Genomic DNA, 22432 nt, shown 5'->3' with positions numbered 1-22432 from the left:
CCAATCAGGGCCCGCATTCTCGCCAGAAGCGCTGCACAGCGGCTTTACGCTGCGGGCGGACTTTGTCAGGCGCCTGCCTTCTCAGCCGCCTTGATGAAGTCAGCGCAGCGTTCGCCGATCATGATGCTGGGAGCGTTGGTGTTGCCACTCACGATCTTGGGCATGATGCTCGCATCCGCGATCCAGAGGCCTTCGATCCCGCGCGCCTTGAGCGTTGGGTCGACGACCGCATCGTCATCCGCGCCCATGCGGCATGTGCCAACCGGATGGTAAACCGTATCAGCACGCTCACGGATCAGGTGATCGAGAGCCTCGTTATCGTGGAGGTCAACGGGATGGCGGTCTGTCGGACCATAGACTTGCATGGCGGGCGTATCGACGATCCGGTGCGACAGGCGAACGCCCTCACGCAGAACCGCAATGTCTCGATCATCATCGAGGAAATTGGGGTCGATAACCGGAGCCGCCGCCGCATCACGCGATCCAAGGCGCACTGTCCCTCGGCTTTCCGGTCGCAGCACGCATGCGTGAAGCGAAAAGCCGTAACCCTTCACGTTTTGACGCCCATGATCTTCGAGCACCGCTGGCACAAAATGCCATTGCACGTCCGGTGCCGGCGCTTCATCCATGACCTGCCAGAACCCGCCCGCTTCGGCGAAGCACGTGGTCATGGTTCCGGTGCGCTTGCGGCGATGTTCCAATACAGCCGCCGCCATCTTGAGCGTGCCTTTCAAAGTTCCGCCAATCGGCACATCGCTGGTCGTTTCCCAGCCTGATACATAGTCGATGTGGTCCTGAAGCTCGGAACCCACAGCTGGCTTGTCGAGCACGACGTCGATGCCATGTTCCTTGAGGTGATTGGCAGGCCCGATCCCGGAAAGCATCAAGATCTGAGGCGAGCCAAAGGCACCGGCTGAAAGGATCACGCCATGCTTTGCGTACAAGGTCTTCGACTTCTTGCCTTCGCGAATCTGCACGCCGGTGACACGTCCATCCTCGATTACCAGCTTCTCGACCAGAGTGTTCGTTCTTACCGCAAAATTGCCCTGTTCGCGGATCGGCTCGACATAACCGCGCGCGGCAGACCACCGCTCACCGTCGCGCTGTGTGACCTGGTAGATGCCGAAGCCGGACTGTTGCTCGCCGTTGAAATCGTCATTGGTTCGCAGCTGAAGGGACGCTGCGCCTTCAACGAAAGCATGGCTCGTCGGGTTAGGTGCGCGCTGGTTCGAGACGAAAAGCGGGCCGCCGCTGCCGTGATACTCGTCCCCGCCGTTCTCGTTCGACTCAGCCTTGCGGAAATACGGCAAAACGTCGTCATAGGCCCAGCCGGTACAACCCATCTCGGCCCAATTGTCGTAATCCCACTTGTTGCCGCGGATATAGACCATCGCGTTGATAGCCGACGAGCCGCCGAGGCCCTTGCCGCGCGGTTGGTATCCGATGCGGCCGTTCAGGCCCTTTTGCGGGACGGTATCGAACTTGTAATTCGACGAATTGCGAATGAAGGGCATGAAGCCGGGCGTCTTGATCAGAATGTTGTCGTTGCGGCCGCCCGCTTCGAGCAGGCAGACCCGCCGTGTTCCATCGACCGCGAGGCGGCCCGCCACTGCGCTGCCGCCGCTGCCACCGCCAATGACGATGTAGTCAAAGCTTTCCATATTCTCTCCTCTTGGCGAGGGAGGTTAGGCAGCTTGGCCAGGGCTTTCAATCGGGTTTCTTGTCGCAACCGAATTTGTGGCGGCATCGGCATGCGTTGTCTGTGCGTCTTGCCGCTCCAGCCAGCGCGCGCGGATCGTGTCGGATGTGTCGCGGCTGCCGTCATGCGTCCAGCCGGGCTCGCGAAGGAGGTAGGAAAGTTTGTGCTTCCACGGCGCGCTCCAGATATCGCGCACCATGCCGATCCATTCGTGAAACACAGCCCACAGCAGGTTGAACGAGCCTAGCTGTTTGATAATGCCGTAGCGGATCTGTTCTTCGTCGCGCTCTGGCTCGAAGGTGCCGAACATCTTGTCCCAGACGATGAAAACGCCCGCATAGTTGCGGTCGAGATAGCGCGGATTGGTTGCGTGGTGGACGCGGTGGTGGCTCGGCGTGTTCATGACCGCCTCAAACCAGCGAGGCATGCGGTCGATTGACTCGGTGTGGATCCAAAACTGGTAGATGAGATTGAAGCCGCCACAGATCGCGATCATCAGCGGATGAAAGCCGAGCAGCACGAGAGGGATCGCGAACAGCAGGCCGAACGTGAAAGCGCCGGTCCAGCTCTGCCTTAGCGCAGTCGAAAGGTTGTAGTGCTGTGATGAGTGGTGGTTCACATGGCTTGCCCACATCCAGCGGATGCGATGGCCTGCGCGATGGACCCAGTAATATTTGAGATCATCCAGTACGAAACACAGCGGCCAGGCCCACCAGACCGCCCACCATTCAGGCCCAAAATCGAACAGACGGTATTCGTAGGCCTCTATGAACACATAGGCGGCAAACCCGCCGAAAAGCGCGCCAGCCACTGTCGAACCAAGTCCGAAAGCGAGACTGACAAGCGTGTCCATCGGCTCGTATGCCTCCGGACGGCGCAAGCGTGACCAGACCATTTCGGCCAGCACTGCCAGAACGAACAGTGGCACTGCATATTGGGTAGGTGAGAAATCCGGCATCGAATCCTCTATAGCCGGTTGATCGCGTCGGCCCAATATCCGGGATCATCGAGAGCGAGCCGTACCGTTCCGAATCGCGCTTCACCCGGATCGACCACGAGCGCATCGACTTCCTCGCGGACCGATGCCTTTCCATCGAGCAGTCGACCGGCAAACTGGTTGCCATGGCGCTTGATAACGAGGATCTGGCCCGCTGCGTCACGGGTAAGCACGGCCGCCCCGCCGCGTGCGATAGATACACGCTGCGCTTCATAACCGTCCATGACCTCCCCGGCTGCTCTTCGCGCGTCAGCTTCGGTTTCGAGGGTCGGCTTGCCTCCGAGCTTGAGCCACCTCGCCAGAGCGAAAAGCGCAAAAATCGCGATTAGCGATCCGACAAACTGCACCAGGAGAGCGGGTATATCCATGGCTGGATCGAATCACTTGCTGCAACGCGGACTTTAGCGCGCGGCAAACATGTCCAGCATTGGCCGGATTGGGCTTACATCATAGCCAGCGGCCATCGCCGCGCTGACGATCTCGTCCGGAGAGGCGCCGCTCTTCGCCTGGGCAAGCGCCCAGAGAAACGTCGAGCGTGTTCCAGAGCGGCAATAAGCGAGTACGGGCCCGTCAGCGGCTTCGAGCGCGGCAACCATCTCGTCGACCTGAGGCTCGCTGAAACCGGAATGTCCGATCGGGATTGCGACGTAGTCAAGGCCAGCTTCGCGTGTCAGGGCCGCGATCTCATCGCTCTGCGGGGCGCTGGGCTCCTCGCCATCGGGCCGATTGTTAACGATCATGGCGATGCCCTGATCCTTGGCGGCGTCGATATCTTCCGGGCCGATTTGCGGACTGGCAAACATTGAACTGGAGAGCTTGCGAAAGTCGGGCATGGTTTCTTTTGCTTTCGTCTGAAAATTCGCGACGCTCGAAGCAATGCCCTCGCTTCCAGCCGCTTGCAATACCGGCCTGGCCGAAAGAATCGCTCGAAATTGTCACAATTTTACGTCAGAACGCTGCTTCGAGTTAAATCATTCGCATAGCGTCGCTTTGTGCGCTATGACTAAATCAAAGAAGTGCTCTCTCCGGATGTGGGAGCGTGATTCTTCGTCTGGAACGGCTTGTTGCCCACGTTACCAGCGATTTGGAGGTCGGGCAGCGTGGTAAGGTACGTACTAAGTTATGGGTTACGACAGGGGACGTCGGCGCGGACGGGACAAGCGGGACGGATTCGGCGAAGACAGCTTTGATCCATTTGGTGGCGGTGACGGGTTCTCGCCTCCTTCCGATTACGGAAATGATCGTGGTGGAGACCGCTTTGGTGGCGGTGATCGCTATGGCGGTGGCGGTGGCGGTGGCGACCGTTTCGGCGGCGGCGATCGCAGCGGTGGCGGCGGCTTCGGCGGAGGCCCACGTGGCGGCGGAGGCGGCGGAGGCCGTGGCGCTGGTGGCGGCGGTGCTGGTGGTGGCGGTTTCAACCGTATGCCAGCCCAGGTCGTTGGAACCGGCAAGGGAACCGTGAAATTCTTCAATGGCCAGAAAGGCTTTGGCTTCATCCAGCAGGAAAGCGGCGGTGAAGATGTGTTCGTGCACATCAGCGCTGTTGAACGCGCAGGCCTTGAAGGTCTGGCCGAAGGTCAGGAGCTAGAATTCAATCTCGTCGACCGCGGCGGCAAGGTTTCCGCTCAGGATCTTCAGGTCGTCGGCGATGTCATCGCTGTGCAGCAAGCTGGCGGTGCCCCTAAGCGTGAGCTTACCGGCGAAAAAGCCACCGGGACCGTGAAGTTCTTCAACAGCATGAAGGGCTTCGGTTTCCTCGTGCGTGATGACGGTCAGCCCGATGCATTCGTCCACATCAGCGCGGTTGAGCGCTCGGGTCTCTCGGAAATCAACGAAGGTGAACGGTTCGAGTTCGACCTGGAAGTTGATCGACGCGGCAAGTATTCGGCGGTCAACCTCGTGCCGGTGCAGGGCTAGAAACTCTCAACATCCGGCCGTTTGACCAATCAGGTGAGCGGCCCTATCTCAAAGCGATTGGCGGCTCATGCACGAGCCGCCATTTGCTTTTGAGCTGCAGATACAAACAGGGATTAAACTCATGTCGATTTCGCCGCTTATGCCTGTCTATCCGCGTTGCGGAGTACGGCCTGTCCGAGGCGAGCATTGTCACCTCATTGACGAAGACGGCACGCGCTACCTCGACTTTGCCAGCGGCATTGCGGTGAACCTGCTCGGTCATTCACATCCCGGTCTGATCAAAGCGATACAGGATCAGGCGGCGACCCTGATGCATGTTTCAAACCTCTACGGCAGCCCGCAGGGGGAAAAACTCGCGCAACAGCTGGTCGACAACACCTTCGCCGACACGGTCTTCTTCACCAATTCAGGAGCCGAGGCAGTTGAGGGTGCCATCAAGGCGGCACGCGCCTACCACCAGAACGCTGGCGAGGATGGCGATAAGGATCGCTTCGAGCTGATCACCTTCAGCAACGCGTTTCACGGCCGCACGATGGCGACCATCAGCGCGTCCAACCAGACCAAGATGCATCACGGCTTCTCGCCAATGCTCGAGGGTTTCAAATACGCCGAATTCGACAATCTGGAATCCGCCAAGGAATTTATCGGTCCCCGGACTGCTGGATTTCTGGTTGAGCCCATTCAGGGAGAAGGCGGCATTCGCCCTGCATCCGACAATTTCATGAAGGGGCTGCGTGAACTGGCTGATCAACATGATCTGATGCTTGTTCTCGATGAAGTGCAGTGCGGTGTCGCTCGCACGGGCAAGATGTATGCATACGAGCATTACGGCATCGAGCCTGACATCCTCGCCACGGCAAAGGGCCTGGGTGGCGGTTTTCCGATCGGCGCAGTCCTTGCGACAGAAAAGGCCGCACGCGGCATGACGTTTGGCACGCATGGCTCAACCTATGGCGGCAATCCCTTGGCGATGGCTGCTGGCGGGGCTGTCATGGATGCGGTCGCGAACGAGGAATTCTTGGCGCAAGTCGCCGAAAAGGGCGAGCGTATCCGGACACGTCTCGAGCAGTTCATCGGAAACTATCCCGAGCTCTTCGAACTGGTGCGCGGCAAGGGGCTGATGCTGGGGATCAAAATGAAGGTCGAAAGCCGGCCATTCTTCGTGCATCTGCGCGACAACCATCAATTGCTCACCGTAGCCGCAGGCGATCAGACACTGCGCGTCCTGCCGCCGCTGGTGATCGGTGACGCTGAGATCGACGAGTTCTTTGATAAGCTTTCTTCCGGTGCGGCAAGCTTCAAGGTGCCTGAGGCTGCATGATGGCTCAGCCCCGGCATTTTCTCGACCTTGGCGATGCCGGAGCTGATGCAATTGCTGCGATGATCGCTGACGCGCTCGACCGCAAGGAAGCGCGACGTGAGTGGCCGAAGGGCAGGGCGGATACCGACCGCCCGCTCGAAGGCCGGGTATTGGCGCTTGTGTTCGAGAAAAACTCAACTCGAACCCGTGTCAGTTTTGACATGGCCATGCGTCAGCTTGGGGGAAGCGTGCTGATCCTCGAGGCGGGATCGAGCCAACTGGGCAGAGGCGAAACCATAGCAGACACGGCGAGGGTGCTCAGCCGGATGGTTGATGCGATCATGCTGCGCACCGACGATCATGCAAAGATCGAGGAGATGGCCCGCCATGCGAGCGTACCGGTTATCAACGGCCTGACTGACCGGTCACACCCTTGCCAGATTGTGGCCGACCTCTTGACCATAATCGAGCATAAGAAGCCACTTCCGGGCCTGGAAGTCGCCTGGTTCGGGGACGGCAACAACGTGTTGCACTCTATCCTCGAGGCAGCTGGATTGCTTAAATTCAACGTAAGAGCGGCAACACCGCAGGGCTACGAGCCGAAGCAGGAATTCGTCGAAGCCGCGCGCAGGGGTGGTGCGACTGTCACCTTGATACATGACGCCGAGCAAGCTGCCAATGGTGCCGATGTGATCGTCACCGACACCTGGATTTCCATGGGGCAGGCAGACGCAGAGGAAAAGCGTCAGGCGATGATCTCGTTTCAGGTCAACGCCGACCTGATGGCACATGCAAAGCCAGACGCGGTTTTCCTGCATTGTCTGCCGGCTCATGTGGGCGACGAGGTTAGCGAAGACGTCTTCGAAAGCTCTCAGTCCATCGTCTTCGATGAAGCTGAAAACCGTATCCATGCGCAAAAGTCGGTGTTGCTCTGGAGTTTTGGCCTGCTGCCCTGAAGCTAACGGGCCGAAGATCCCGGCATGGGGCCTTCAAGGCAGACACATCAACCACCATATGCTCGCAATGCAGAACCAACCTGAAACCTTTGCCGACAAGTTGCTCGGCTTTACCTTGCCATCGCGAAATGCGCGCGCGAGGGTGGTGCGGCTTGATAGCGTTATTGATAAAGTGCTCGCTGCGCACGATTATCCGCCCCCTATCACCCACCTCTTGGGAGAGGCTCTGGTGCTTGGCGCTTTGATGGGAGGTTTGCTCAAGGCAGATGGTTCCGACGCGCAGCTGACGATGCAGGCGCAGACGAAGGATGGTGCCGTCTCGCTATTGGTTTGCGACTACCGTGGAGGAGAGCTTCGCGGATATGCGGATTTTGACAGCCCACGCTTGTCTCAGCTTGGGGCCAATCCATCTCTCAGCGCTCTCTTCGGGGAAGGCTATCTGGCCATCACATTCGAGACGGGTCAGGGGCAAAGGTACCAAGGGATCGTCCCGCTTGAGGGAGACAATTTGGCACAGGCATGTGAGAATTACTTCACTCAGTCTGAGCAGATTCCCACGCTTATCAGGATTGCCAGCAAGTCTGCCTCCACCGGGCGAGTTGCTGCGGGGATCCTTCTCCAGCATTTGGCAGACGGGGAAGAGGGCCGGGAACGTCTCCACGTTCGGATGGATCACCCCGACTGGGAGCACATTGTCGCCCTGGCCGGCACGATCAGTCACGAAGAACTGCTGGACCCGGACTTGTCGCTGGAAGGCATCGCATGGCGCTTGTTTCACGAAGAGCCAGAGATCAGAATCCAGCCAGGCCCCCATATTTCACGAGGTTGTCGCTGCAACGCTGAATATTACAACTCCGTGATCGCGCGTTTCCCTGAGGCGGAACGTGAGGAAATGCGTGATGAGCAAGGGCTCATCGTGGTTGACTGCGCCTTCTGTGCGAAGAAATTCGAGCTGTCTGTATAACGACCTGCCGCTGTTCAGAAACGGCTCATCGTGCTTCGACTAATTTAGACAAGTGAAATTCATGCTATCTCGCAAGGACGCCCACATGACTGAGCGTGTTCCACTTTCGCCAATCGGCATTTTCGCGGCCCTGGGCATCATGGTCTTGGGCCTCACCGTTCCGGCTGCTGCGCAATCGGACAGCCTTTCTATGCTCACCGGCCTCGCAAAAGGCGAATGGACCATCAAGCACCGTGACGGATCGGCAGATCGCAAGGTGTGCGTTAGGACCGGTGAGGAGCTCATCCAATTGCGTCATATGACAAGCGGATGCAGTCGGTTTGTCGTAGAGGATGGTGCGAACAAGGTGACGGTACAATATACCTGTCCTGGCGACGGATACGGCCGCACCAACATCCGCAAGGAATCTGGCGCGCTTGTCCAGATTGAGAGTCAGGGGATCGCATCTGGCCTCCCGTTCCAATTTGTCGCGGAAGCCCGACGTACCGGCAATTGCTAATGCGCAAGGGCGGCGGAGTGGATTGATAAATCGACAATGTCCGCTAGTTCGCTCAAATGACAAATCAAGAAACCCAAGGCGGTCGAGCTAAGGCCGTGGTTCTGCTGTCGGGCGGTCTCGACTCGATGGTCAGTGCCGCGATCGCTCTTGAAGAAGGATTCGCTGTACACGCTTTGACGATTGACTACGGGCAGCGTCATCGGCGTGAACTGGCAGCAGCGAGGGCGATCGCCGAAAAGCTTGAGCTTAGCAGCCAGACAGAACTTGCTCTCGATCTGACCGCATTTGGCGGATCTGCACTGACTGATGAGATCGATGTGCCAAAGGACGGGGTCGGCGATGATATCCCTGTCACCTATGTACCTGCGCGAAATCTTGTGTTCTTGGCGCTGACGACAGCTTGTGCAGAAGCAGCGGGTGCCAGCGATATCTTTATTGGCGTGAACGCGCTTGATTACTCGGGATATCCGGATTGCAGAACGGAGTTCATCGCCAGTTTCGCGGAAACAGCGCGATTGGGCACAAAGGCTGGAGTCGAAGGGAAACCCTTCTCGATCCATGCACCGCTTCAGCACATGACAAAGGCGGATATTGCGCGCCAGTGTTCAAGGCTTGGTCTTGATCCTTCGTGGAGCTGGTCCTGCTATGATCCAACTTCGGAGGGAGTGGCCTGCGGCCTTTGCGATTCTTGTCGGCTTCGAAGGAAGGGCTTTGAAGAAGCCGGCCTTACTGACACGACTCCTTACGCCAGCTGATCGCAGTTTCTCGCGCGCCTCATCTGCGGCCCAGGCGGCGATCACCTAGCCAAAAAGAAAGGGGCCGGATTTCTCCGGCCCCTACTTTACATTGCGGCTGAAGCCAAACCTTACATGCCCGAACCCGGACCGTAGGTAACTTCAACGCGACGGTTCTGAAGTTCGCGAACACCGTCAGCGGTCGGAACACGCGGCTGCGATTCGCCGAATGCTTCGCTGCTGATACGACCGTCCGGAATACCGCGACCCGTCAGGTAAGACCGGACAGATGCGTTGCGACGCTCAGCCAGACCCATGTTGTAGGTCACGCTACCCGAACGGTCGGTGTGACCGGCGAGCATGACCGCAGCAGTGCCGCAGTTCGCGTATGCTGTAACCGCGTTGTCCAGAATGGTCGCAGCGTCAGCTGTGATGACCGATTCATCAAAGTCAAAGAAGACGATGTACGGACCAGTATTACACGGTGGCGGCGGTGGCGGTGGTGGCGGCGGTGGTGGCGGCGGAGGTGGAGGCGGCGGCGGAGGCGGAGGCGGCGGCGGTGGTGGCGGAGGCGGTGCTTCACCACCGAAGTTGTAAGTGAACGTACCCAAGATTGAGTGCGAGTTCACATCGCCTTCGAGCGGACGACCAAGCGGATCAATGATGCTCACGCTTTCAGCGTTGAAGTAACGATACTTCAGGCCGACATCCCAGTTATCGCTTAGCGGCGCACGCACACCTGCGAGCAGCTGCCACGCAAGGCCAGTGTCCGAATCGTCATAGATACCAGGACCGTTGGTGTTCACGCGACCATCAAGATCAACACGAGCAACACCGACACCAGCACCGGCAAAGCCCTGAATGCCGTCGTCCGAACCGAAATCGAACAGGCCATTGATCATGAAGCTAAGGGCATTCGTTTCGCCAAGTGCGTCACGAACGTCGAAGAAGCGGTTGAACCCACCCTGAGCCGACGGGTTCAGCGCGAGGCCTTCCGTGCCAGCAGCGATTTCGTCGAGTTCAGCTTCTTTGTAGCTAACCTCTGCTTCGAGACGGAATGCACCGAAGTCGTAACCGACCAGCGCACCGAAGTCTCCTCCGAGGTCGTGGTCAGCGACGGCGTCGCCGCGGCTGCCGTCTACATCAAATGTGGTGTCTTCGACGAGCATCACACCGGCATCGCCCTGTACGTACCATTGGCCTTCGCGGGCCATGGCGGGCGCGGTGAGTGCGGTCGAAGCCATCGCCAAGCCGATGACTAATTTACGCATTCTAGAATTCCCCTTCTTATAAGTCTGAGGCGCCCATTATCTCTATCTTCTCCACAGTTGAGTAGCAAGCGATCAATGCCGCATAAGTGTTGCAAGAATGCCGCTATTGGGGGGCTTTGCTGCAAAATGTGCAATTCTCAAATGAGTGCATCAGCAACCGATAAACACTCACAGACGCACTAGGCTGGACTGGTCGCGAAAACTCCAATCATTCGAAGCGCTTCAACCAGATCGCTAATGGCTGCGCGAGCCTCTGTATCGACTGTCGCCCCCCCTGTTGGGATGGCTGGCTCCGGCGCCGCGTTCCAACCTGAATTGTAGTGCAATAGGCTCATTGATCCACGATCAAAGACTTGCATGCCCGCTTGTGGCGAGAGGTACTGCCATGATCCTCCGATCCAGATTGCAATCTCATTCGTTCTTCCTGCCCAGTCTCCAGTGGGGTCCGATCCGATCAGGAAACATGAACCTTCTTCCGGGGTTTGGGGAGGCGCGTTCGTCTGCTGCTGGACCGCGCGTGGCACCAGCGCATCAAGCACGCACAAGGCCTGATTCAAGAAAAACTCCTTTTGGGCCTGCCCGGAACGCGTGGCTGAATTGCGGACCGCGCAGGCTTTCCGGTTCGGCAGCAGAATAAAGATGCGCCTCGGCCCCATTGGGAAATCGTACGCGGCGCAGGGATGGTTCGAACTGGGGGCGTCGGTCTGGCGGCGAACAGGCGAGGAGACCGCTTTCCCCTTCGACCATGACCGCTCGCGCTTCCGCAAGCGATGACGAAACAAGTGCGATGCGCGCCTCGCTGTGGCTTTCGGCAATGGTCCTGACCCATTCAGCGCCTGCTCTGGTCTTTCCGAAACCGCGCCCGGCCATGATCAGCCAGACGCGCCAGTCGCCGTCCGGTGGCAGTTGAGCCGCCCTTGCGATCATGGCCCAGTGGTAGTCGAACTCGTTGCGCTCCTCTTGATCGAGCGCCGCTGCCAATTGCCGCGCGACCGTGTCGTCGTGCATCGCGATCCAGTCGAGCTCGCTGGTCACGCGACATCACCTTTTCGGTCCTTCTCCTTCATGACCTGCTCGCGAATAGCCTGCACCTTACGGTCGATGGAGGCGCGCACCTGTGCCGCGCTGACATTGCGATGAGAGGCCTGCGCCCTGACCGCATTGTCGCGGTGAGCGGCGAGCAGGCGGATCGCATTGGCGAAGTCGTATTTGTCGCTGTCTCTGGTTTGCTGATCGCCTTCGCGCAGGCGCCGCAGAACCTCCATCTCAAGGTGCAGATAGCCTTCGTAAAGAGCATCGAGCCACAGGCGGGCGAATTCAGGTTCCGCACGGCGAACCTTGTAGGCCCGGCTCGTGCTGATCCCGGCATTTCTGGCCGAGAGGCTGACATTCGAGCTTTCTGCAAGATAGTCGAGAAACAGCCCTCTCCAATGGCGGTTGAGGCCAGACTTCTCTCCCTGTTTGAGTGAAGATTTGATCTTGGTGCGTTTGCGGATCGAAGCCATGATCAGCCTTTCGAATTACCGGAAAAGAAAAAGCGACCCTTTCCAGTGAAAGAGCCGCCAGCTGCGCGTCCCGGTTGGCCCGGAAGCGAATCACAGATTTTTGATCCTGCACCTATCTAACCAAAGAGCGTGACGATGTCAAGAGAAATAACCAAATAGGTTAGATCAATTTGAGTTGCACGGTGGTGATCTGTGCCTTAACGCCCGCGCCATCAATCAGATGGGGACTTGCTTTAGTGGCTTGGCTGCGCGCTCTTTATAACTGGACGATGGACAAGGCAGCGCATCCGCATGCGGTTTGGTGGCTGGCCTTCTTCTGCTTCATCGAAGCAAGCTTTTTCCCGATCCCACCGCATCCCTTGCTCGGCTTGATGTGTCTTGCCGAGCCCAAAAAGGCTCTGCGCTTCTCGATCATCGCGACACTGGCATCGGTTGCGGGCGGTCTGTTCGGCTACGCGATTGGCTATCTTTTGTATGACTCGGTCGGTGTCCCGCTGCTGACGATGATCGGCCTCATCGACAGCCTGCCGGCAGCCAAGTGCACCTTCGACGAATACGGCGCCTATGCAGTGACGATCGCGGCGGCAACGCCGGTTCCGTTCAAGCTGCTCACGATCACCGCCGGGTTCCTGAGCATGGACCTGTTGCCGTTTCTGTTGGCGAGCCTTGCAGGGCGAGCGCTCATTTTCGTAACAGTAGGGGTGCTCTTCCAGATCTTCGGACGACCCATCAAACGGATCATCGACGAATATCTGGGCACCGTAACCACAGTGTTCGTGCTGCTCGTGGTCGGCGGCTTTATCGCGATCACGCAGCTTGGTGGAAATGGCGAGGAGGAGGATCCGTGCGCAGTTTCCTCCTCGGCTGCCCAGACGGAAGCGTAAGAACAGACAAGCCTTCAGCGGATCGTCAGATAATCCCCACGGCCTTCCCCGCGCGCTCGAACATTGAGAGGATCGTTTCGACCTCCTCAGACGAATGTTCTGCGCACAGCGAACAGCGCAGAAGCGTCATGTTGGCCGGCGTTGCTGGCGGGCGGGCGAGATTGACGTAGAGGCCTTCCTTGAGGAGCGCCTCCCACATGGCCGCGCCACGCTCGAGGTCGGGCATGATGACCGCGACAATCGCGCTTTGTGGCTCTTTGGTCCCGATCTCGAAACCGAGCGCGGTCAGTCCCCCGTGCAGGCGCTTTGAGTTCTCCCACAAATGAGCGCGCTTGTTGGCGCCATGCATCAGCTTGCGGATCGATGTCGCAGCGGTCGCCACCACGCTCGGCGGGAGGCTGGCCGTGAAGACATAGGGGCGGCAGACAAGCCGTAGAATGTCGAACTTGGGATGATTGGAGACGCAGAACCCGCCGACTGTTCCGACGCTTTTCGAGAAGGTCCCGATGATGAAATCGACATCGTCGATGACGCCCTGCTCCTCGCAGACGCCGCGACCGTTCTCACCGATGAAGCCCATCGAATGCGCCTCATCGACCAGCACCATCGCGCCGTGCTTCTTGGCGATCGCGACCATTTCCTTAAGCGGAGCGACGTCTCCGAGCATGGAATAAACGCCTTCGAGCACGACGAGAATGCCGGCGCCCTCAGGAATGCGCTTCAGGCGCTTTTCCATCGCTTCGATGTCATTGTGACGGAACGGCACGACTTCCGCGTTGCCCATCGCACAGCCATCGTAAATCGAGGCATGGCTGTCGATGTCGAGGACGATGTAATCACCCTTGCCAGCCAGGGTCGAGATGATCCCGAGATTGGCCTGATAGCCGGTTGAAAAGACCATCGCGTGGTCCATCGCGTAAAATTCCTTGAGCGCGTCCTCGCACTCCTTGTGGCCCTGATATGTGCCATTGAGGACGCGGCTGCCGGTGGTACCGGCTCCAAACTCGGTCAGCGCATCGCGCCCGGCGTCAAGCACGTCGGGGTCGAAGGTCATGCCCATGTAATTGTAGGTACCGAGCAGGATCGTATCGCGCCCGTTGCAGATTGCGCGAGTGGGCGAGAGCACCTTCTCCATCACGAGGTTGAATGGATCTTCAACCCCGCTTGCGAGAAGTGTCTCGCGCGTCTGGATGATCGGGTCGAACTTGGCGAACAGGTCTGCGCCCGGCGTCCTGGTCTGGGTTGCGCTGTCGGTCATGGCGGTATCTCTTTTAGCTGTCTTGCAGCTTGTGCACGGCTGCGACGAGCTGGCCGTAAGTCTCGATCTCGGCCTGCTGGTTCATGCTGATGATGATGTCGAACTCGTCCTCGATCTCGGCGACGAAGTCCATCACGGTGAGGCTGTCGAACTCCAGATCGTTCGCAAAAGTCGTATCGCTGGTGATCGTCACGCCCTTCTTGTTGAAGGGTTCGATCAGCGCGCGGATGCGTTCATCAACTTCGGCTTCGGTCATATCGGATTTCGCTCTTTCGCAATTGTCGCAAGGCATTGCAGGTAAATGATGGCCTTGCAAAGCGTGGTGAGGCCAAGCTTGTCAAGCTTTCGCGCCGGTGGCACACCTTGTCCCTGCAAGGGGGAAAGCGTGGGGCATGGCACAAGTGGGGCCGGACATAGGGACTGACAAAGGTACGGTAAAGGCCGCGCCTTCAGATGCAGCGCGCGAAAAGCGCGATTTCTCAGCGCACGCGATTCACCTGTTGCGCACCTCGCAGATCAATACGCTGACGCTGTCGCAAATGGCCGATCAGAAGGCTTCGATCCTCATCGGTGCGACCTTCGTGGTGTTTTCGCTTGCCGTGACTCGGTTGATCGGGACCGAGATCAGCTGGTCCACGGTTTCGCTCGCGGTGACCGCCTTTCTGTCATCGTTGAGCGCGGTGTTCGCGGTTATCCCTTCGCTGAGCAAACCACCCAAGGATACAAATCTGCTCAATCCGCTCTTTTTCGGCCATTTCGCTGCAATGGGGACCGATGAATGGTCGGACGAAATTCTCGATCGGCTGGAAAGCGACGAGGATCTGTTTCGAACGATGCTCAAGGACATTCATCAGAACGGGCAGATCCTATATCGCCGCAAGTACCGTTTTCTGACGTGGGCATACCGCATATTCCTGTTCGGATTGGCGGTGACCATGCTGATCTACTTTGGAGAATCACTCACCGCTTCGTGAGTTTCGGCTGTGAGCAACGCTTTCACCGCATTCATGAAAGGCATTATCGAAACCGGTTTCGCAAGATAGCTGGCGGCGCCGGCGGCACGGATGCGTTCTTCATCACCCTTGGCCGCAAAGGCGGTGACCGCGAGAACCGGGATTTGCGAAAGGCCGCTGTCCTGTTTGGCTTGTGCGATAAGGTCGATGCCAGAAATACCGGGAAGCTGGATGTCCATGATGATCAGATCAGGCCGAACACTACGTGCCGTTTCGAGCACCTTTTCGCCCTCGGCTACCGGTTCGACCTCGAAACCGTTCGCTTTCAGCACGTCGCAGAACAATCTTCGGTTGAGATCGTTGTCCTCGACAACCATAACTCGCTTTGTCACACCCGCGCCCCAATAGGTTGATCCATAAGATCAGCGTAACCCTGCACAAAGGTCATCACAATCCCTCTATCCTCCGAAACGCAAATGGATCGCGGCCCAGCGCAAGGCGCGCAGCGTTCCGCAACGCTCGCGCTGGCGGCAATAGGCTGGCTGATGCAGGACACCGACCGCGCCGAACGGTACCTCGCCTTGACCGGGCTCGATCCTGATTCGTTGAGAGCAGGTCTCGGCGATAATCAGGTGCTGTCCTCGGCGCTCGATTTTCTTGCCAATCATGAACCCGATCTCGTGCGCGCTGCCGAAGCGTTGGCGGTAACGCCCGAAGAACTGATCGCTGCCAGAAGGGAGCTTGCCGCATGAGCCGCCCGCTCGTCATCAGCGATTGCGATGAAGTCATTCTTCACATGGTCGCCCACTTCAAGGATTGGCTTGAGGAGACACAGGGCGTCGACTTCGACCTTTCCGGAGGCAATTTCGGCGAAGCCCTGCGCTGGCAGGAAAACGGCAAGCTGCTTGAGCCATCCGAAGTCTGGCGCAAGCTTGGCGGGTTTTTCGACACCGAAATGGATCGGCAATTGCCAATCGCTGGCGCCATTGATGCGCTCAACGAATTGACCGAGCACGCCGATGTCGTCGTGCTCACCAACCTTGTCGATTTCCGCCGCGACATGCGCGCTGAGCAACTGGCCGCTCACGGGCTGCACGCAAAGGTCTACACCAACCAGGGGCCAAAGGGTCCGGCGCTGCAAAAAATCATCGAAGAATATGCGCCCGGTCGAGCGCTGTTCATCGACGATCTGGCGCAGCATCATCTGTCCGTCAAAGAAACGGCGCCGGATGTAAGGCGCTTGCATTTCTGCGGTGAGCCGATGATCGCCGATGGCATTGATTGCGCTCACAAGGCCGGACACGCCGATGCCCGGATCGATGTCTGGTCCGATGCGCTTCCCTGGCTCAAGGCACAATTGGAGAACTGAAAAACATGTCTATCGAAACACGTCTTGCCGAACTCGGCATCGAACTTCCCGCCGCCGCTGCGCCTGTCGCCAGCTACGTTCCACTGGTTGAGCAGGGCGGCTTAGTGCACATTTCCGGCCAGCTCCCATTTGTCGATGGCAAGGTCGTGACCGGCCGGCTGGGCGAGGATGTCGATCTCGAAGGCGGAATGGACGCAGCGCGCGCCTGCGGATTGATGATCCTTGCGCAGCTCAAGGCAGCGGGCCTGCTCGAAAAGGTCGAGCGGGTCGTGAAGCTGGGCGCATTCGTCAATTCGACGGGCGATTTCACGGACCAGCCTAAGGTCGCCAATGGCGCATCGGACCTGATGTTCGAAGTGTTTGGCGAAAAAGGCCGGCACGCTCGCGCGGCTGTCGGCGTACCTGTCCTGCCGCTAGGGGCTGCCGTCGAAGTGGACGCTGTTATCGCCATCACCCAATGAGCGACCGCCAAGCTCCCGGCTGGCTGACCCGGTGGGAGTACGCCCATCGCGGACTGCATTCTCCGGGCGTTCCGGAAAATTCGCTTGCCGCTGCAAGGGCGGCGATCGCGGCTGGTATGGGTATCGAATGCGACATTCAGCGCAGTCTCGATAAGCAGCCGATGGTCTTTCACGACTGGGAACTGGGCCGGCTCACCGATGGCTCCGGCCTGACTGAAGTGTTCAACGCTGAAGAACTGGAGGCTCTGCGTCTTCAGGACAGTGATGAACGGCCCTTGCGCCTTTCAGCATTGCTCGAAGAGGTTGCGGGCAAGGTACCCCTGCTGATCGAAATCAAATCGCGGCCGGAATACGATGTCGAACGTAGCTGTGTGTGCACCGCCGAGATGTTGCAGGATTATGCCGGGGAACATGCAGTGATGAGCTTCGATTTCAGGGTAGGCGAATGGTTCGCGCGGCACTCCCCCGAAACCGTGCGCGGTTTGGTCTGCACCGATACGTTGGACCATGGCTTCTTGGGCGCTTGGCGCACTGCCGGAGCGTTAGAGGCCGCGGCCCCCGATTTCCTTGCCATGGATATCCGCGACCTACCCTCGGCAATTCCTTCCCTGTGGCGTGAAAGCGGGCGCCCTTTGCTCAGCTGGACTGTCCGAAGCACCGAGCTGCGCGAACATGCGCTTTCTCATGTCGATGCCCTTATCAGCGAGGGTGAGGGGCTTGCGTGACGGCAGGAGCGGCTGATTCCGGTGAACTGACTGTGCGTCTCGCGCCCGGTGTGGGCGAGTTCGAGGCGGACGAATGGAACGCGCTGGGCGGTCGGAGAAACCCCTTCGTCAGCCATCAATTTCTGACTGCGTTGGAAGATTCCGGTAGCGTTGGCGAGGGGACCGGCTGGGACCCGGTTCCTATCGTGGCGACCGATGCGCAAGGCCGCTTGAAGGCGGCCATGCCGAGCTATGCCAAGGGGCACAGCCAGGGGGAATATGTGTTTGATCATGCCTGGGCGGATGCGCTGCACCGGGCGGGGCGGCACTATTACCCCAAGCTGCAGATCGCCGCACCCTTTACGCCAGCGAACGGACCGCGGCTGCTCTTGTCCGACGATGCATTCGCGTCGCATTTGCTCAAAGGCGCGCAGGTCGTGTGTGAACAGAACGGCCTGTCAGGTGCGCATGCGACCTTTATCGAACCCGAACAGGTGCCATTGTTTGAGGCCGGCGGATGGCTGATGCGGAGCGATATCCAGTTTCATTGGCTTAATCGCGATTATGACAGCTTCGACGATTTTCTGAACGCGCTTGCCTCGCGCAAACGGAAGAACCTGCGAAAGGAACGCGCGGCTGCGCAAGAAGGGCTCCGGATCGATCGGCTGACGGGCGATGACATCAAGGAGCATCACTGGGACGCGTTCTGGGTGTTCTATCAGGACACAGGGGCACGCAAATGGGGCACACCGTACCTCACGCGCGAGGCCTTCACTCTGATAGGTGAGCGGATGGGCGAGAAACTGGTTCTCATCCTCGCCTACGATGACGACGAGCCGATCGCGGGTGCTCTGAATTTTGTTGGATCGGATGCGATCTACGGTCGCTATTGGGGGTGCGCGCGCGATGTGCGCTTCCTGCATTTCGAGCTGTGTTATTATCAGGCGATCGACATCGCGATTGAGCGGGGGCTGCCAAGAGTGGAAGCGGGCGCTCAGGGCGGTCACAAGCTTGCGCGTGGATACGAGCCGGTCAAGACATGGTCAGCGCATTGGCTGGTCGATGACGGATTTCGCGCGGCGGTCGCCGATTTCCTCGAAAGAGAGCGCGAAGGCGTCTCTACCGATCAGGTGTTTCTGGATCGACGCACGCCTTTCAAGAAAGGGGACTGACCCCTTCTTTGCGAGTTATCAGGCGGCGCGTCGTTCTTCGGATAGCCAGCGGCGTGCGCGGCGCTGCGCTTCGGCGATCTCGCGAGCGGTCATTTCGTCGGAGACATCAGCGCGGCACCAGGCGGCTTCCTCATGACCGCGCGATGCGGCCAGATTGAACCATTTGTGCGCTTCGACAAGGTCGCATTCTACCCCGTTGCTGCCCGTCGAATAAGACACGCCGAGATTGAACAGCGCTGCGATATCGCCAGCGGCGGCATCGGCAAGAAATCCGGCGATGGTCAGATCGATGGCTCCGCTGTCCAGCGACCGGGACTCTCCTGCATTGAACGTTTCAAGTTTCATCTCATTTCCCCGTTAACCCCCGGTCCATTCCCCCTTGAGGCAATCCCCAATCGGACCGTGCAGCCCCAGACCTCACGGATCATGGTCAACAATTGGTTAACGCCGCCGCCCTTTTTTTCGCGCGAAATGAAGCCCGTGCGCCGCAATTGTGCAGTTTTCGACACGCAATCGACCGGCGTATGGCAAAGCCGCTTGCGGGGAATTGGCAGCTTGCCTATAGGCCCCGCGAGAGACGAGGCTTGCCTTGAGGCAAGCGGGCCAATGGAACATTCACGCAGAAAACCTGAAAGGTTTTGCGAGAGGTTTGGGATTAGAGAACCAGATGGCAGCGGCGGCTTCTGACGACAGCAAGATCCTCGACAAGGCCAAGAGTCTTTTTCCAGAGGATTACGTCCCCAGCGACGACGAAGAGTACATGAACGAGCGGCAGCAGGCCTATTTTCAAATGCTGCTGATCGAATGGAAGCGCTCGATCCACACTGCTGCGGGACTAACGCTGCAATCTCTGGCTGATGGCCCGATCCGCGAAGCCGACCTCAACGACCGCGCATCAAGCGAAACCGACTGGGGCATCGAATTGCGCACCCGCGATCGTCAACGCAAACTGGTCTCCAAGATTGATGCAGCACTGCGCCGGATCGATCAGGGCGAATATGGATATTGCGAAGTGACCGGCGATCCCATCGGGCTCAAGCGGCTGATCGCACGCCCGGTGGCCACCATGACCGTCGAAGCGCAGGAAGCGCACGAGCGCCGCGAAAAAATTTCGCGCGACGACTGACCTGCCGGGGCTTTGCCGCTCCTTGCATACTCCGATTGCAACGGTCGCCGAGTAGCCGGGCCTGACAAATCTCGTGTCAGAATGAGACGCTTCCGATTTTGGATCGGGCTGACCAAACATTCTTTACGGCTCGTTTACCGCACTGGCCTAGCTGGGTGATCACGCTTGGCGAAGCTGATTAAGCACGCTTGCCGCGTAGGGTTACGCAACGAATACAAAGAATTTGCTCTAGGAGAAGCTGCAGATGACAGGAGTCGAGACAAGGAGCGTTTCGCGCGACAGCCTCTTCCTCCTCGCCAATGTGAGCGTCGAGAATGAACACGTGCAGCACCGCGTCCGCGTCCGGAACCTTTCCGACGGTGGCATGATGGGCGAAGGGTCGATGGCCGTCGCACGCGGGAACCGCGTCGTGGTCGAATTGCGCAATGTCGGAACTGTCAACGGAACGGTCGCCTGGGTTCAGGACAAGCGATTTGGCATCGCCTTCGACAACGAAATCGATTCGCAAGCCGCGCGCAAACCGAGCGGAGAGGCGACCGCGGTGACACACGATGTGGACTCTCTGTCGCGCGCTCACCGTGCGCCTCCGCCGCCTCGGTCCGGAAGCCTTCGCAAGGTCTGATCCTTGGCTGAGAGCCGGGTGGTTTATCCCGTCTTTTGACACTGACCCAAACCGCGCAAGCTGCTAACCCGGCTGGCGTGAACCGATTCCTCCCCACTTCTCTTTTAGCGCTTCTCGCTGCATCCTGCGGCCCCGCTGGCGAGCGCGGTCCCATCGATGTTGCGATCTTCGGAAATGAGAATGCGCTGTTCCAGCAGGGCGTGCGGTTGTCGAGCGCCGCCCAGCATTTGCGCGCTGCGACCAATGAAGGCCTCGTCGCGCTCGATCCGGCGGGTCAGGTGGTGCCGGCAATCGCAGAGCGCTGGATCGTCACGGATGACGGGCTGAGCTATATCTTCCGCCTGCGCGATGCGAACTGGCCCGATGGAGAGGAACTGACAGCGCAGGACGTGCGAACGGCTCTGCGCGAAAGAATAGACCAGCTGGAGGGAACCTCGCTGGGCCTGGACCTGGCGAAGGTCACGGAAATTCGCGCAATGACAGGGCGGGTCGTCGAACTGCGTTTGTCAGGCCCGATGCCTGAATTCCTGCGCCTTCTCGCTCAGCCCGAAATGGGTTTGACCAAGCGGGGCAGCGGTGTCGGACCCATGGTGGTCTCCCGCGATGAGGATTCGTCGCTGGCGCGCCTCAGCGTTCTCCCGCCTGAGGCACGCGGACTGCCCGCTCGCGAGGATTGGGAGGAACTGTCGCGCGGCCTGACGATCCGTGCCCTTAGCGGGCAGCAGGCCGTTGATGCCTTTACCAGCGGAGAGGTCGATCTGCTTCTCAACGGGACGATTGCGACCTTCCCGCTCGCGCAGCTGGGACCGCTTTCGCGCGGAACGGTACAGGTTGATCCCGCGCTCGGCCTGTTCGGGCTCATTTTCCGCAGCGATGCAGGGGTTCTGTCCGATCCGGACCGGCGCGAGGCGCTTTCCATGGCGATTGATCGTGCGGCGCTTATTCAACCCTTTGGCCTTGGCGGCTGGCGGTCGACGACGTGGATCGTGCCGTCCGAACTGTTCGTACCGCAACGCTATGCTGCCTCGCGCTGGGACGATCAGACCTTTGAGCAGCGACAGGCGACCGCACGTGCGCGCATCGCTGCCTGGGAGGCCGCAACAGGCGAAGAGGCAAGCGTCAGTGTCGGGCTGCCGAGAGGGCCGGGCAGCGACTTGCTGTTTCGCCAGATCGCCGCTGCCTGGCAGTCGATTGGCGTTACCGCAACGCGCGTGGGCATGGGCGATGGTGGCGATCTGGAACTGCGCGACAGGCTGGCGCGCTATTCCTCGCCGCGCTGGTTCCTCAACCAGCTCAACTGCACGATTGAATTGGGATTGTGCTCTCCGACTGCCGACGATCTGGTGCGCGATTCGCTGGAATTGCGCGATCCTGCGGCTAAACAGGCCCTGCTGGCTGAAGCGCATGCCGAATTGGTAGCGGCCGAGATATTCATACCCTTCGGGGTGCCGGTGCGCTGGTCGCTCGTGCGCGGCGCGGTGAGCGGGTATCAGGCGAACCCATGGGGGCTGCACCCCTTGTTCCCGCTATCTGAACCCACCACATAGGGGGCAAAGGAGAGTTCGATGAACGGTCCTGAAGGACCCCGCCGCCCCGTAGTGGACAACCCTTTCGCAGAGCGCCCGCAGGTCATGGGCGCATCGTTGCCGACCGGCACCGATCCGGCATCGGTTCGTGCCCGCGTGGAAGCTATGGAATTGCTGCTGGAGCGCAGTTTTCGCGTTCCCGGCGTTAACGTCCCCATCGGTCTGGATGCGCTGATCGGGTTGGTCCCGGTGATCGGCGATTTCATCACCACCGCGCTGGGTGCCTATATGGTCTGGGAGGCGCGCAATCTTGGCATGTCGAAGTGGCAACTGACGCGCATGGGCACGAATGTCGCATTCGACACTTTGCTGGGTCTGGTTCCGCTGGTGGGCGATGCGGCGGATTTTGTTTTCCGTTCGAACACCCGCAACCTGCGCATCATCAAGAAACACCTCGACAAGCATCACCCCGAAACACGCATTCTCGAGGGCTGAGCCGCTCACAGCTGGTTTCA

General features: G+C 59.2%; 28 protein-coding genes and 1 pseudogene. 17 read left to right on the top strand and 12 right to left on the bottom strand.

The window, feature by feature from the left end; all coding sequences use genetic code 11:
* Window positions 1–65: 65 nt before the first annotated feature.
* From CD351_RS01290 to CD351_RS01275, 4 genes are read right to left on the bottom strand one after another with little or no spacing between them, the layout of a single operon-like run.
* Window positions 66–1661 carry a GMC family oxidoreductase gene (locus tag CD351_RS01290; RefSeq protein WP_111990946.1) on the bottom strand — a complete coding sequence of 532 codons (1596 nt, stop codon included), beginning with the start codon at window positions 1659–1661 and terminating at the stop codon, window positions 66–68.
* Between the two features lie 24 nt (window positions 1662–1685).
* Complete coding sequence (locus tag CD351_RS01285; protein ID WP_111990945.1) at window positions 1686–2657, bottom strand: sterol desaturase family protein; 972 nt, start codon at window positions 2655–2657, stop codon at window positions 1686–1688.
* Between the two features lie 8 nt (window positions 2658–2665).
* Window positions 2666–3064: a hypothetical protein gene (locus CD351_RS01280; protein WP_111990944.1), complete on the bottom strand. Its 399-nt coding sequence runs from the start codon at window positions 3062–3064 to the stop codon at window positions 2666–2668.
* A gap of 33 nt (window positions 3065–3097) precedes the next feature.
* The gene (locus CD351_RS01275) at window positions 3098–3529 is read right to left on the bottom strand and encodes a TIGR01244 family sulfur transferase (RefSeq protein WP_111993524.1); all 432 of its coding nucleotides are present in this window, start codon (window positions 3527–3529) and stop codon (window positions 3098–3100) included.
* Window positions 3530–3818: 289 nt separating this feature from the next.
* Between CD351_RS01275 and CD351_RS16045 the strand changes: the two genes are divergently transcribed.
* The 6 genes from CD351_RS16045 to queC all read left to right on the top strand — a co-directional run bounded on the left by CD351_RS16045 (window position 3819) and on the right by queC (window position 9087).
* Window positions 3819–4613, top strand: coding sequence for a cold-shock protein (locus CD351_RS16045; protein ID WP_111990943.1), 795 nt, complete (start codon window positions 3819–3821; stop codon window positions 4611–4613).
* A gap of 121 nt (window positions 4614–4734) precedes the next feature.
* A complete protein-coding gene (locus tag CD351_RS01265) occupies window positions 4735–5934 on the top strand; it encodes an aspartate aminotransferase family protein (RefSeq protein WP_111990942.1) in 1200 nt (399 codons plus the stop codon).
* Complete coding sequence (argF, locus tag CD351_RS01260; protein WP_111993523.1) at window positions 5934–6869, top strand: ornithine carbamoyltransferase; 936 nt, start codon at window positions 5934–5936, stop codon at window positions 6867–6869. The genes CD351_RS01265 and argF overlap by 1 nt, the downstream gene beginning before the upstream one ends.
* Window positions 6870–6927: 58 nt before the next feature.
* Window positions 6928–7833 carry an Hsp33 family molecular chaperone HslO gene (locus CD351_RS01255; protein ID WP_174214219.1) on the top strand — a complete coding sequence of 302 codons (906 nt, stop codon included), beginning with the start codon at window positions 6928–6930 and terminating at the stop codon, window positions 7831–7833.
* Window positions 7834–7918: 85 nt separating this feature from the next.
* Entirely contained in the window at window positions 7919–8332 is a 414-nt protein-coding gene (locus CD351_RS01250; protein ID WP_174214217.1) for a hypothetical protein, read from the top strand.
* A 56-nt stretch (window positions 8333–8388) separates the two neighbouring features.
* Window positions 8389–9087 carry a 7-cyano-7-deazaguanine synthase QueC gene (queC, locus tag CD351_RS01245; protein ID WP_111990940.1) on the top strand — a complete coding sequence of 233 codons (699 nt, stop codon included), beginning with the start codon at window positions 8389–8391 and terminating at the stop codon, window positions 9085–9087.
* A gap of 110 nt (window positions 9088–9197) precedes the next feature.
* On the opposite strand, the gene CD351_RS01240 is transcribed toward queC, so the two are convergent.
* The 4 genes and pseudogenes from CD351_RS01240 to CD351_RS01225 all read right to left on the bottom strand — a co-directional run bounded on the left by CD351_RS01240 (window position 9198) and on the right by CD351_RS01225 (window position 11842).
* Window positions 9198–10337, bottom strand: coding sequence for an OmpA family protein (locus tag CD351_RS01240; protein WP_174214216.1), 1140 nt, complete (start codon window positions 10335–10337; stop codon window positions 9198–9200).
* A gap of 179 nt (window positions 10338–10516) precedes the next feature.
* A complete protein-coding gene (locus CD351_RS16065; RefSeq protein ID WP_111993521.1) occupies window positions 10517–10993 on the bottom strand; it encodes a DUF2793 domain-containing protein in 477 nt (158 codons plus the stop codon).
* Window positions 10920–11345: pseudogene (locus tag CD351_RS01230) on the bottom strand (terminase large subunit domain-containing protein); the annotation flags it as partial. The gene CD351_RS16065 and the pseudogene CD351_RS01230, both read right to left, overlap by 74 nt.
* A 23-nt stretch (window positions 11346–11368) precedes the next feature.
* Window positions 11369–11842, bottom strand: a complete 474-nt coding sequence (locus CD351_RS01225; RefSeq protein WP_111990938.1) for a hypothetical protein — start codon at window positions 11840–11842, stop codon at window positions 11369–11371.
* A gap of 269 nt (window positions 11843–12111) precedes the next feature.
* Here CD351_RS01225 and CD351_RS01220 point away from each other — a divergent pair, with 269 nt between their 5' ends.
* On the top strand, window positions 12112–12726 hold the full coding sequence (locus CD351_RS01220) for a YqaA family protein (protein ID WP_111990937.1): 615 nt from the start codon (window positions 12112–12114) through the stop codon (window positions 12724–12726).
* Between the two features lie 25 nt (window positions 12727–12751).
* On the opposite strand, the gene CD351_RS01215 is transcribed toward CD351_RS01220, so the two are convergent.
* Together CD351_RS01215 and CD351_RS01210 are read right to left on the bottom strand one after the other, a co-directional pair.
* The gene (locus tag CD351_RS01215; protein ID WP_111990936.1) at window positions 12752–13984 is read right to left on the bottom strand and encodes an aminotransferase class I/II-fold pyridoxal phosphate-dependent enzyme; all 1233 of its coding nucleotides are present in this window, start codon (window positions 13982–13984) and stop codon (window positions 12752–12754) included.
* Between the two features lie 13 nt (window positions 13985–13997).
* The gene (locus tag CD351_RS01210) at window positions 13998–14240 is read right to left on the bottom strand and encodes an acyl carrier protein (RefSeq protein WP_111990935.1); all 243 of its coding nucleotides are present in this window, start codon (window positions 14238–14240) and stop codon (window positions 13998–14000) included.
* 136 nt (window positions 14241–14376) lie between these two features.
* Here CD351_RS01210 and CD351_RS01205 point away from each other — a divergent pair, with 136 nt between their 5' ends.
* A complete protein-coding gene (locus CD351_RS01205) occupies window positions 14377–14958 on the top strand; it encodes a Pycsar system effector family protein (protein WP_111990934.1) in 582 nt (193 codons plus the stop codon).
* On the opposite strand, the gene CD351_RS01200 is transcribed toward CD351_RS01205, so the two are convergent.
* Complete coding sequence (locus CD351_RS01200; RefSeq protein ID WP_111990933.1) at window positions 14928–15329, bottom strand: response regulator; 402 nt, start codon at window positions 15327–15329, stop codon at window positions 14928–14930. The two genes, CD351_RS01205 and CD351_RS01200, sit on opposite strands and share 31 nt — an antisense overlap.
* 84 nt (window positions 15330–15413) lie before the next feature.
* Here CD351_RS01200 and CD351_RS01195 point away from each other — a divergent pair, with 84 nt between their 5' ends.
* From CD351_RS01195 to CD351_RS01175, 5 genes are read left to right on the top strand one after another with little or no spacing between them, the layout of a single operon-like run.
* Window positions 15414–15689, top strand: coding sequence for a DUF3572 family protein (locus tag CD351_RS01195; protein WP_111990932.1), 276 nt, complete (start codon window positions 15414–15416; stop codon window positions 15687–15689).
* Window positions 15686–16306 carry an HAD family hydrolase gene (locus tag CD351_RS01190; RefSeq protein ID WP_111990931.1) on the top strand — a complete coding sequence of 207 codons (621 nt, stop codon included), beginning with the start codon at window positions 15686–15688 and terminating at the stop codon, window positions 16304–16306. The genes CD351_RS01195 and CD351_RS01190 overlap by 4 nt, the downstream gene beginning before the upstream one ends.
* Window positions 16307–16311: 5 nt before the next feature.
* Complete coding sequence (locus CD351_RS01185) at window positions 16312–16767, top strand: RidA family protein (RefSeq protein WP_111990930.1); 456 nt, start codon at window positions 16312–16314, stop codon at window positions 16765–16767.
* Window positions 16764–17492, top strand: coding sequence for a glycerophosphodiester phosphodiesterase family protein (locus CD351_RS01180; RefSeq protein WP_111990929.1), 729 nt, complete (start codon window positions 16764–16766; stop codon window positions 17490–17492). Before CD351_RS01185 ends, CD351_RS01180 begins: the two co-directional genes overlap by 4 nt.
* Window positions 17489–18643 (top strand): GNAT family N-acetyltransferase, encoded by a 1155-nt coding sequence (locus tag CD351_RS01175; RefSeq protein WP_111990928.1) that lies wholly within the window; start codon window positions 17489–17491, stop codon window positions 18641–18643. The genes CD351_RS01180 and CD351_RS01175 overlap by 4 nt, the downstream gene beginning before the upstream one ends.
* A gap of 18 nt (window positions 18644–18661) precedes the next feature.
* On the opposite strand, the gene CD351_RS01170 is transcribed toward CD351_RS01175, so the two are convergent.
* The gene (locus CD351_RS01170; protein ID WP_111990927.1) at window positions 18662–18988 is read right to left on the bottom strand and encodes a sel1 repeat family protein; all 327 of its coding nucleotides are present in this window, start codon (window positions 18986–18988) and stop codon (window positions 18662–18664) included.
* A gap of 322 nt (window positions 18989–19310) precedes the next feature.
* Between CD351_RS01170 and dksA the strand changes: the two genes are divergently transcribed.
* From dksA to CD351_RS01150, 4 genes are all read left to right on the top strand, one after another.
* Window positions 19311–19769, top strand: coding sequence for an RNA polymerase-binding protein DksA (gene dksA, locus CD351_RS01165; protein ID WP_111990926.1), 459 nt, complete (start codon window positions 19311–19313; stop codon window positions 19767–19769).
* Window positions 19770–20013: 244 nt separating this feature from the next.
* Window positions 20014–20391, top strand: coding sequence for a PilZ domain-containing protein (locus CD351_RS01160; protein WP_111990925.1), 378 nt, complete (start codon window positions 20014–20016; stop codon window positions 20389–20391).
* Window positions 20392–20468: 77 nt separating this feature from the next.
* Window positions 20469–21938 carry an ABC transporter substrate-binding protein gene (locus CD351_RS01155; RefSeq protein ID WP_234027181.1) on the top strand — a complete coding sequence of 490 codons (1470 nt, stop codon included), beginning with the start codon at window positions 20469–20471 and terminating at the stop codon, window positions 21936–21938.
* A gap of 18 nt (window positions 21939–21956) precedes the next feature.
* Window positions 21957–22412 (top strand): DUF4112 domain-containing protein, encoded by a 456-nt coding sequence (locus CD351_RS01150; protein WP_234027180.1) that lies wholly within the window; start codon window positions 21957–21959, stop codon window positions 22410–22412.
* Window positions 22413–22432: the final 20 nt, after the last annotated feature.

The sequence above is a fragment of the Erythrobacter sp. KY5 genome (assembly GCF_003264115.1).
Classification (GTDB): domain Bacteria; phylum Pseudomonadota; class Alphaproteobacteria; order Sphingomonadales; family Sphingomonadaceae; genus Erythrobacter.
This window is presented reverse-complemented; position numbering and strand designations above follow the sequence as displayed.

What these genes read in the sequence shown, in the direction of transcription:
- CD351_RS01290 (WP_111990946.1), bottom strand. Translation starts at nt 1,661, where the DNA reads ATGGAAAGCTTTGACTACATCGTCATTGGCGGTGGCAGCGGCGGCAGC.
- CD351_RS01285 (WP_111990945.1), bottom strand. Translation starts at nt 2,657, where the DNA reads ATGCCGGATTTCTCACCTACCCAATATGCAGTGCCACTGTTCGTTCTG.
- CD351_RS01280 (WP_111990944.1), bottom strand. Translation starts at nt 3,064, where the DNA reads ATGGATATACCCGCTCTCCTGGTGCAGTTTGTCGGATCGCTAATCGCG.
- CD351_RS01275 (WP_111993524.1), bottom strand. Translation starts at nt 3,529, where the DNA reads ATGCCCGACTTTCGCAAGCTCTCCAGTTCAATGTTTGCCAGTCCGCAA.
- CD351_RS16045 (WP_111990943.1), top strand. Translation starts at nt 3,819, where the DNA reads ATGGGTTACGACAGGGGACGTCGGCGCGGACGGGACAAGCGGGACGGA.
- CD351_RS01265 (WP_111990942.1), top strand. Translation starts at nt 4,735, where the DNA reads ATGTCGATTTCGCCGCTTATGCCTGTCTATCCGCGTTGCGGAGTACGG.
- argF (WP_111993523.1), top strand. Translation starts at nt 5,934, where the DNA reads ATGGCTCAGCCCCGGCATTTTCTCGACCTTGGCGATGCCGGAGCTGAT.
- CD351_RS01255 (WP_174214219.1), top strand. Translation starts at nt 6,928, where the DNA reads ATGCTCGCAATGCAGAACCAACCTGAAACCTTTGCCGACAAGTTGCTC.
- CD351_RS01250 (WP_174214217.1), top strand. Translation starts at nt 7,919, where the DNA reads ATGACTGAGCGTGTTCCACTTTCGCCAATCGGCATTTTCGCGGCCCTG.
- queC (WP_111990940.1), top strand. Translation starts at nt 8,389, where the DNA reads ATGACAAATCAAGAAACCCAAGGCGGTCGAGCTAAGGCCGTGGTTCTG.
- CD351_RS01240 (WP_174214216.1), bottom strand. Translation starts at nt 10,337, where the DNA reads ATGCGTAAATTAGTCATCGGCTTGGCGATGGCTTCGACCGCACTCACC.
- CD351_RS16065 (WP_111993521.1), bottom strand. Translation starts at nt 10,993, where the DNA reads ATGGGGCCGAGGCGCATCTTTATTCTGCTGCCGAACCGGAAAGCCTGC.
- CD351_RS01225 (WP_111990938.1), bottom strand. Translation starts at nt 11,842, where the DNA reads ATGGCTTCGATCCGCAAACGCACCAAGATCAAATCTTCACTCAAACAG.
- CD351_RS01220 (WP_111990937.1), top strand. Translation starts at nt 12,112, where the DNA reads ATGGACAAGGCAGCGCATCCGCATGCGGTTTGGTGGCTGGCCTTCTTC.
- CD351_RS01215 (WP_111990936.1), bottom strand. Translation starts at nt 13,984, where the DNA reads ATGACCGACAGCGCAACCCAGACCAGGACGCCGGGCGCAGACCTGTTC.
- CD351_RS01210 (WP_111990935.1), bottom strand. Translation starts at nt 14,240, where the DNA reads ATGACCGAAGCCGAAGTTGATGAACGCATCCGCGCGCTGATCGAACCC.
- CD351_RS01205 (WP_111990934.1), top strand. Translation starts at nt 14,377, where the DNA reads ATGGCACAAGTGGGGCCGGACATAGGGACTGACAAAGGTACGGTAAAG.
- CD351_RS01195 (WP_111990932.1), top strand. Translation starts at nt 15,414, where the DNA reads ATGGATCGCGGCCCAGCGCAAGGCGCGCAGCGTTCCGCAACGCTCGCG.
- CD351_RS01190 (WP_111990931.1), top strand. Translation starts at nt 15,686, where the DNA reads ATGAGCCGCCCGCTCGTCATCAGCGATTGCGATGAAGTCATTCTTCAC.
- CD351_RS01185 (WP_111990930.1), top strand. Translation starts at nt 16,312, where the DNA reads ATGTCTATCGAAACACGTCTTGCCGAACTCGGCATCGAACTTCCCGCC.
- CD351_RS01180 (WP_111990929.1), top strand. Translation starts at nt 16,764, where the DNA reads ATGAGCGACCGCCAAGCTCCCGGCTGGCTGACCCGGTGGGAGTACGCC.
- CD351_RS01170 (WP_111990927.1), bottom strand. Translation starts at nt 18,988, where the DNA reads ATGAAACTTGAAACGTTCAATGCAGGAGAGTCCCGGTCGCTGGACAGC.
- dksA (WP_111990926.1), top strand. Translation starts at nt 19,311, where the DNA reads ATGGCAGCGGCGGCTTCTGACGACAGCAAGATCCTCGACAAGGCCAAG.
- CD351_RS01160 (WP_111990925.1), top strand. Translation starts at nt 20,014, where the DNA reads ATGACAGGAGTCGAGACAAGGAGCGTTTCGCGCGACAGCCTCTTCCTC.
- CD351_RS01150 (WP_234027180.1), top strand. Translation starts at nt 21,957, where the DNA reads ATGAACGGTCCTGAAGGACCCCGCCGCCCCGTAGTGGACAACCCTTTC.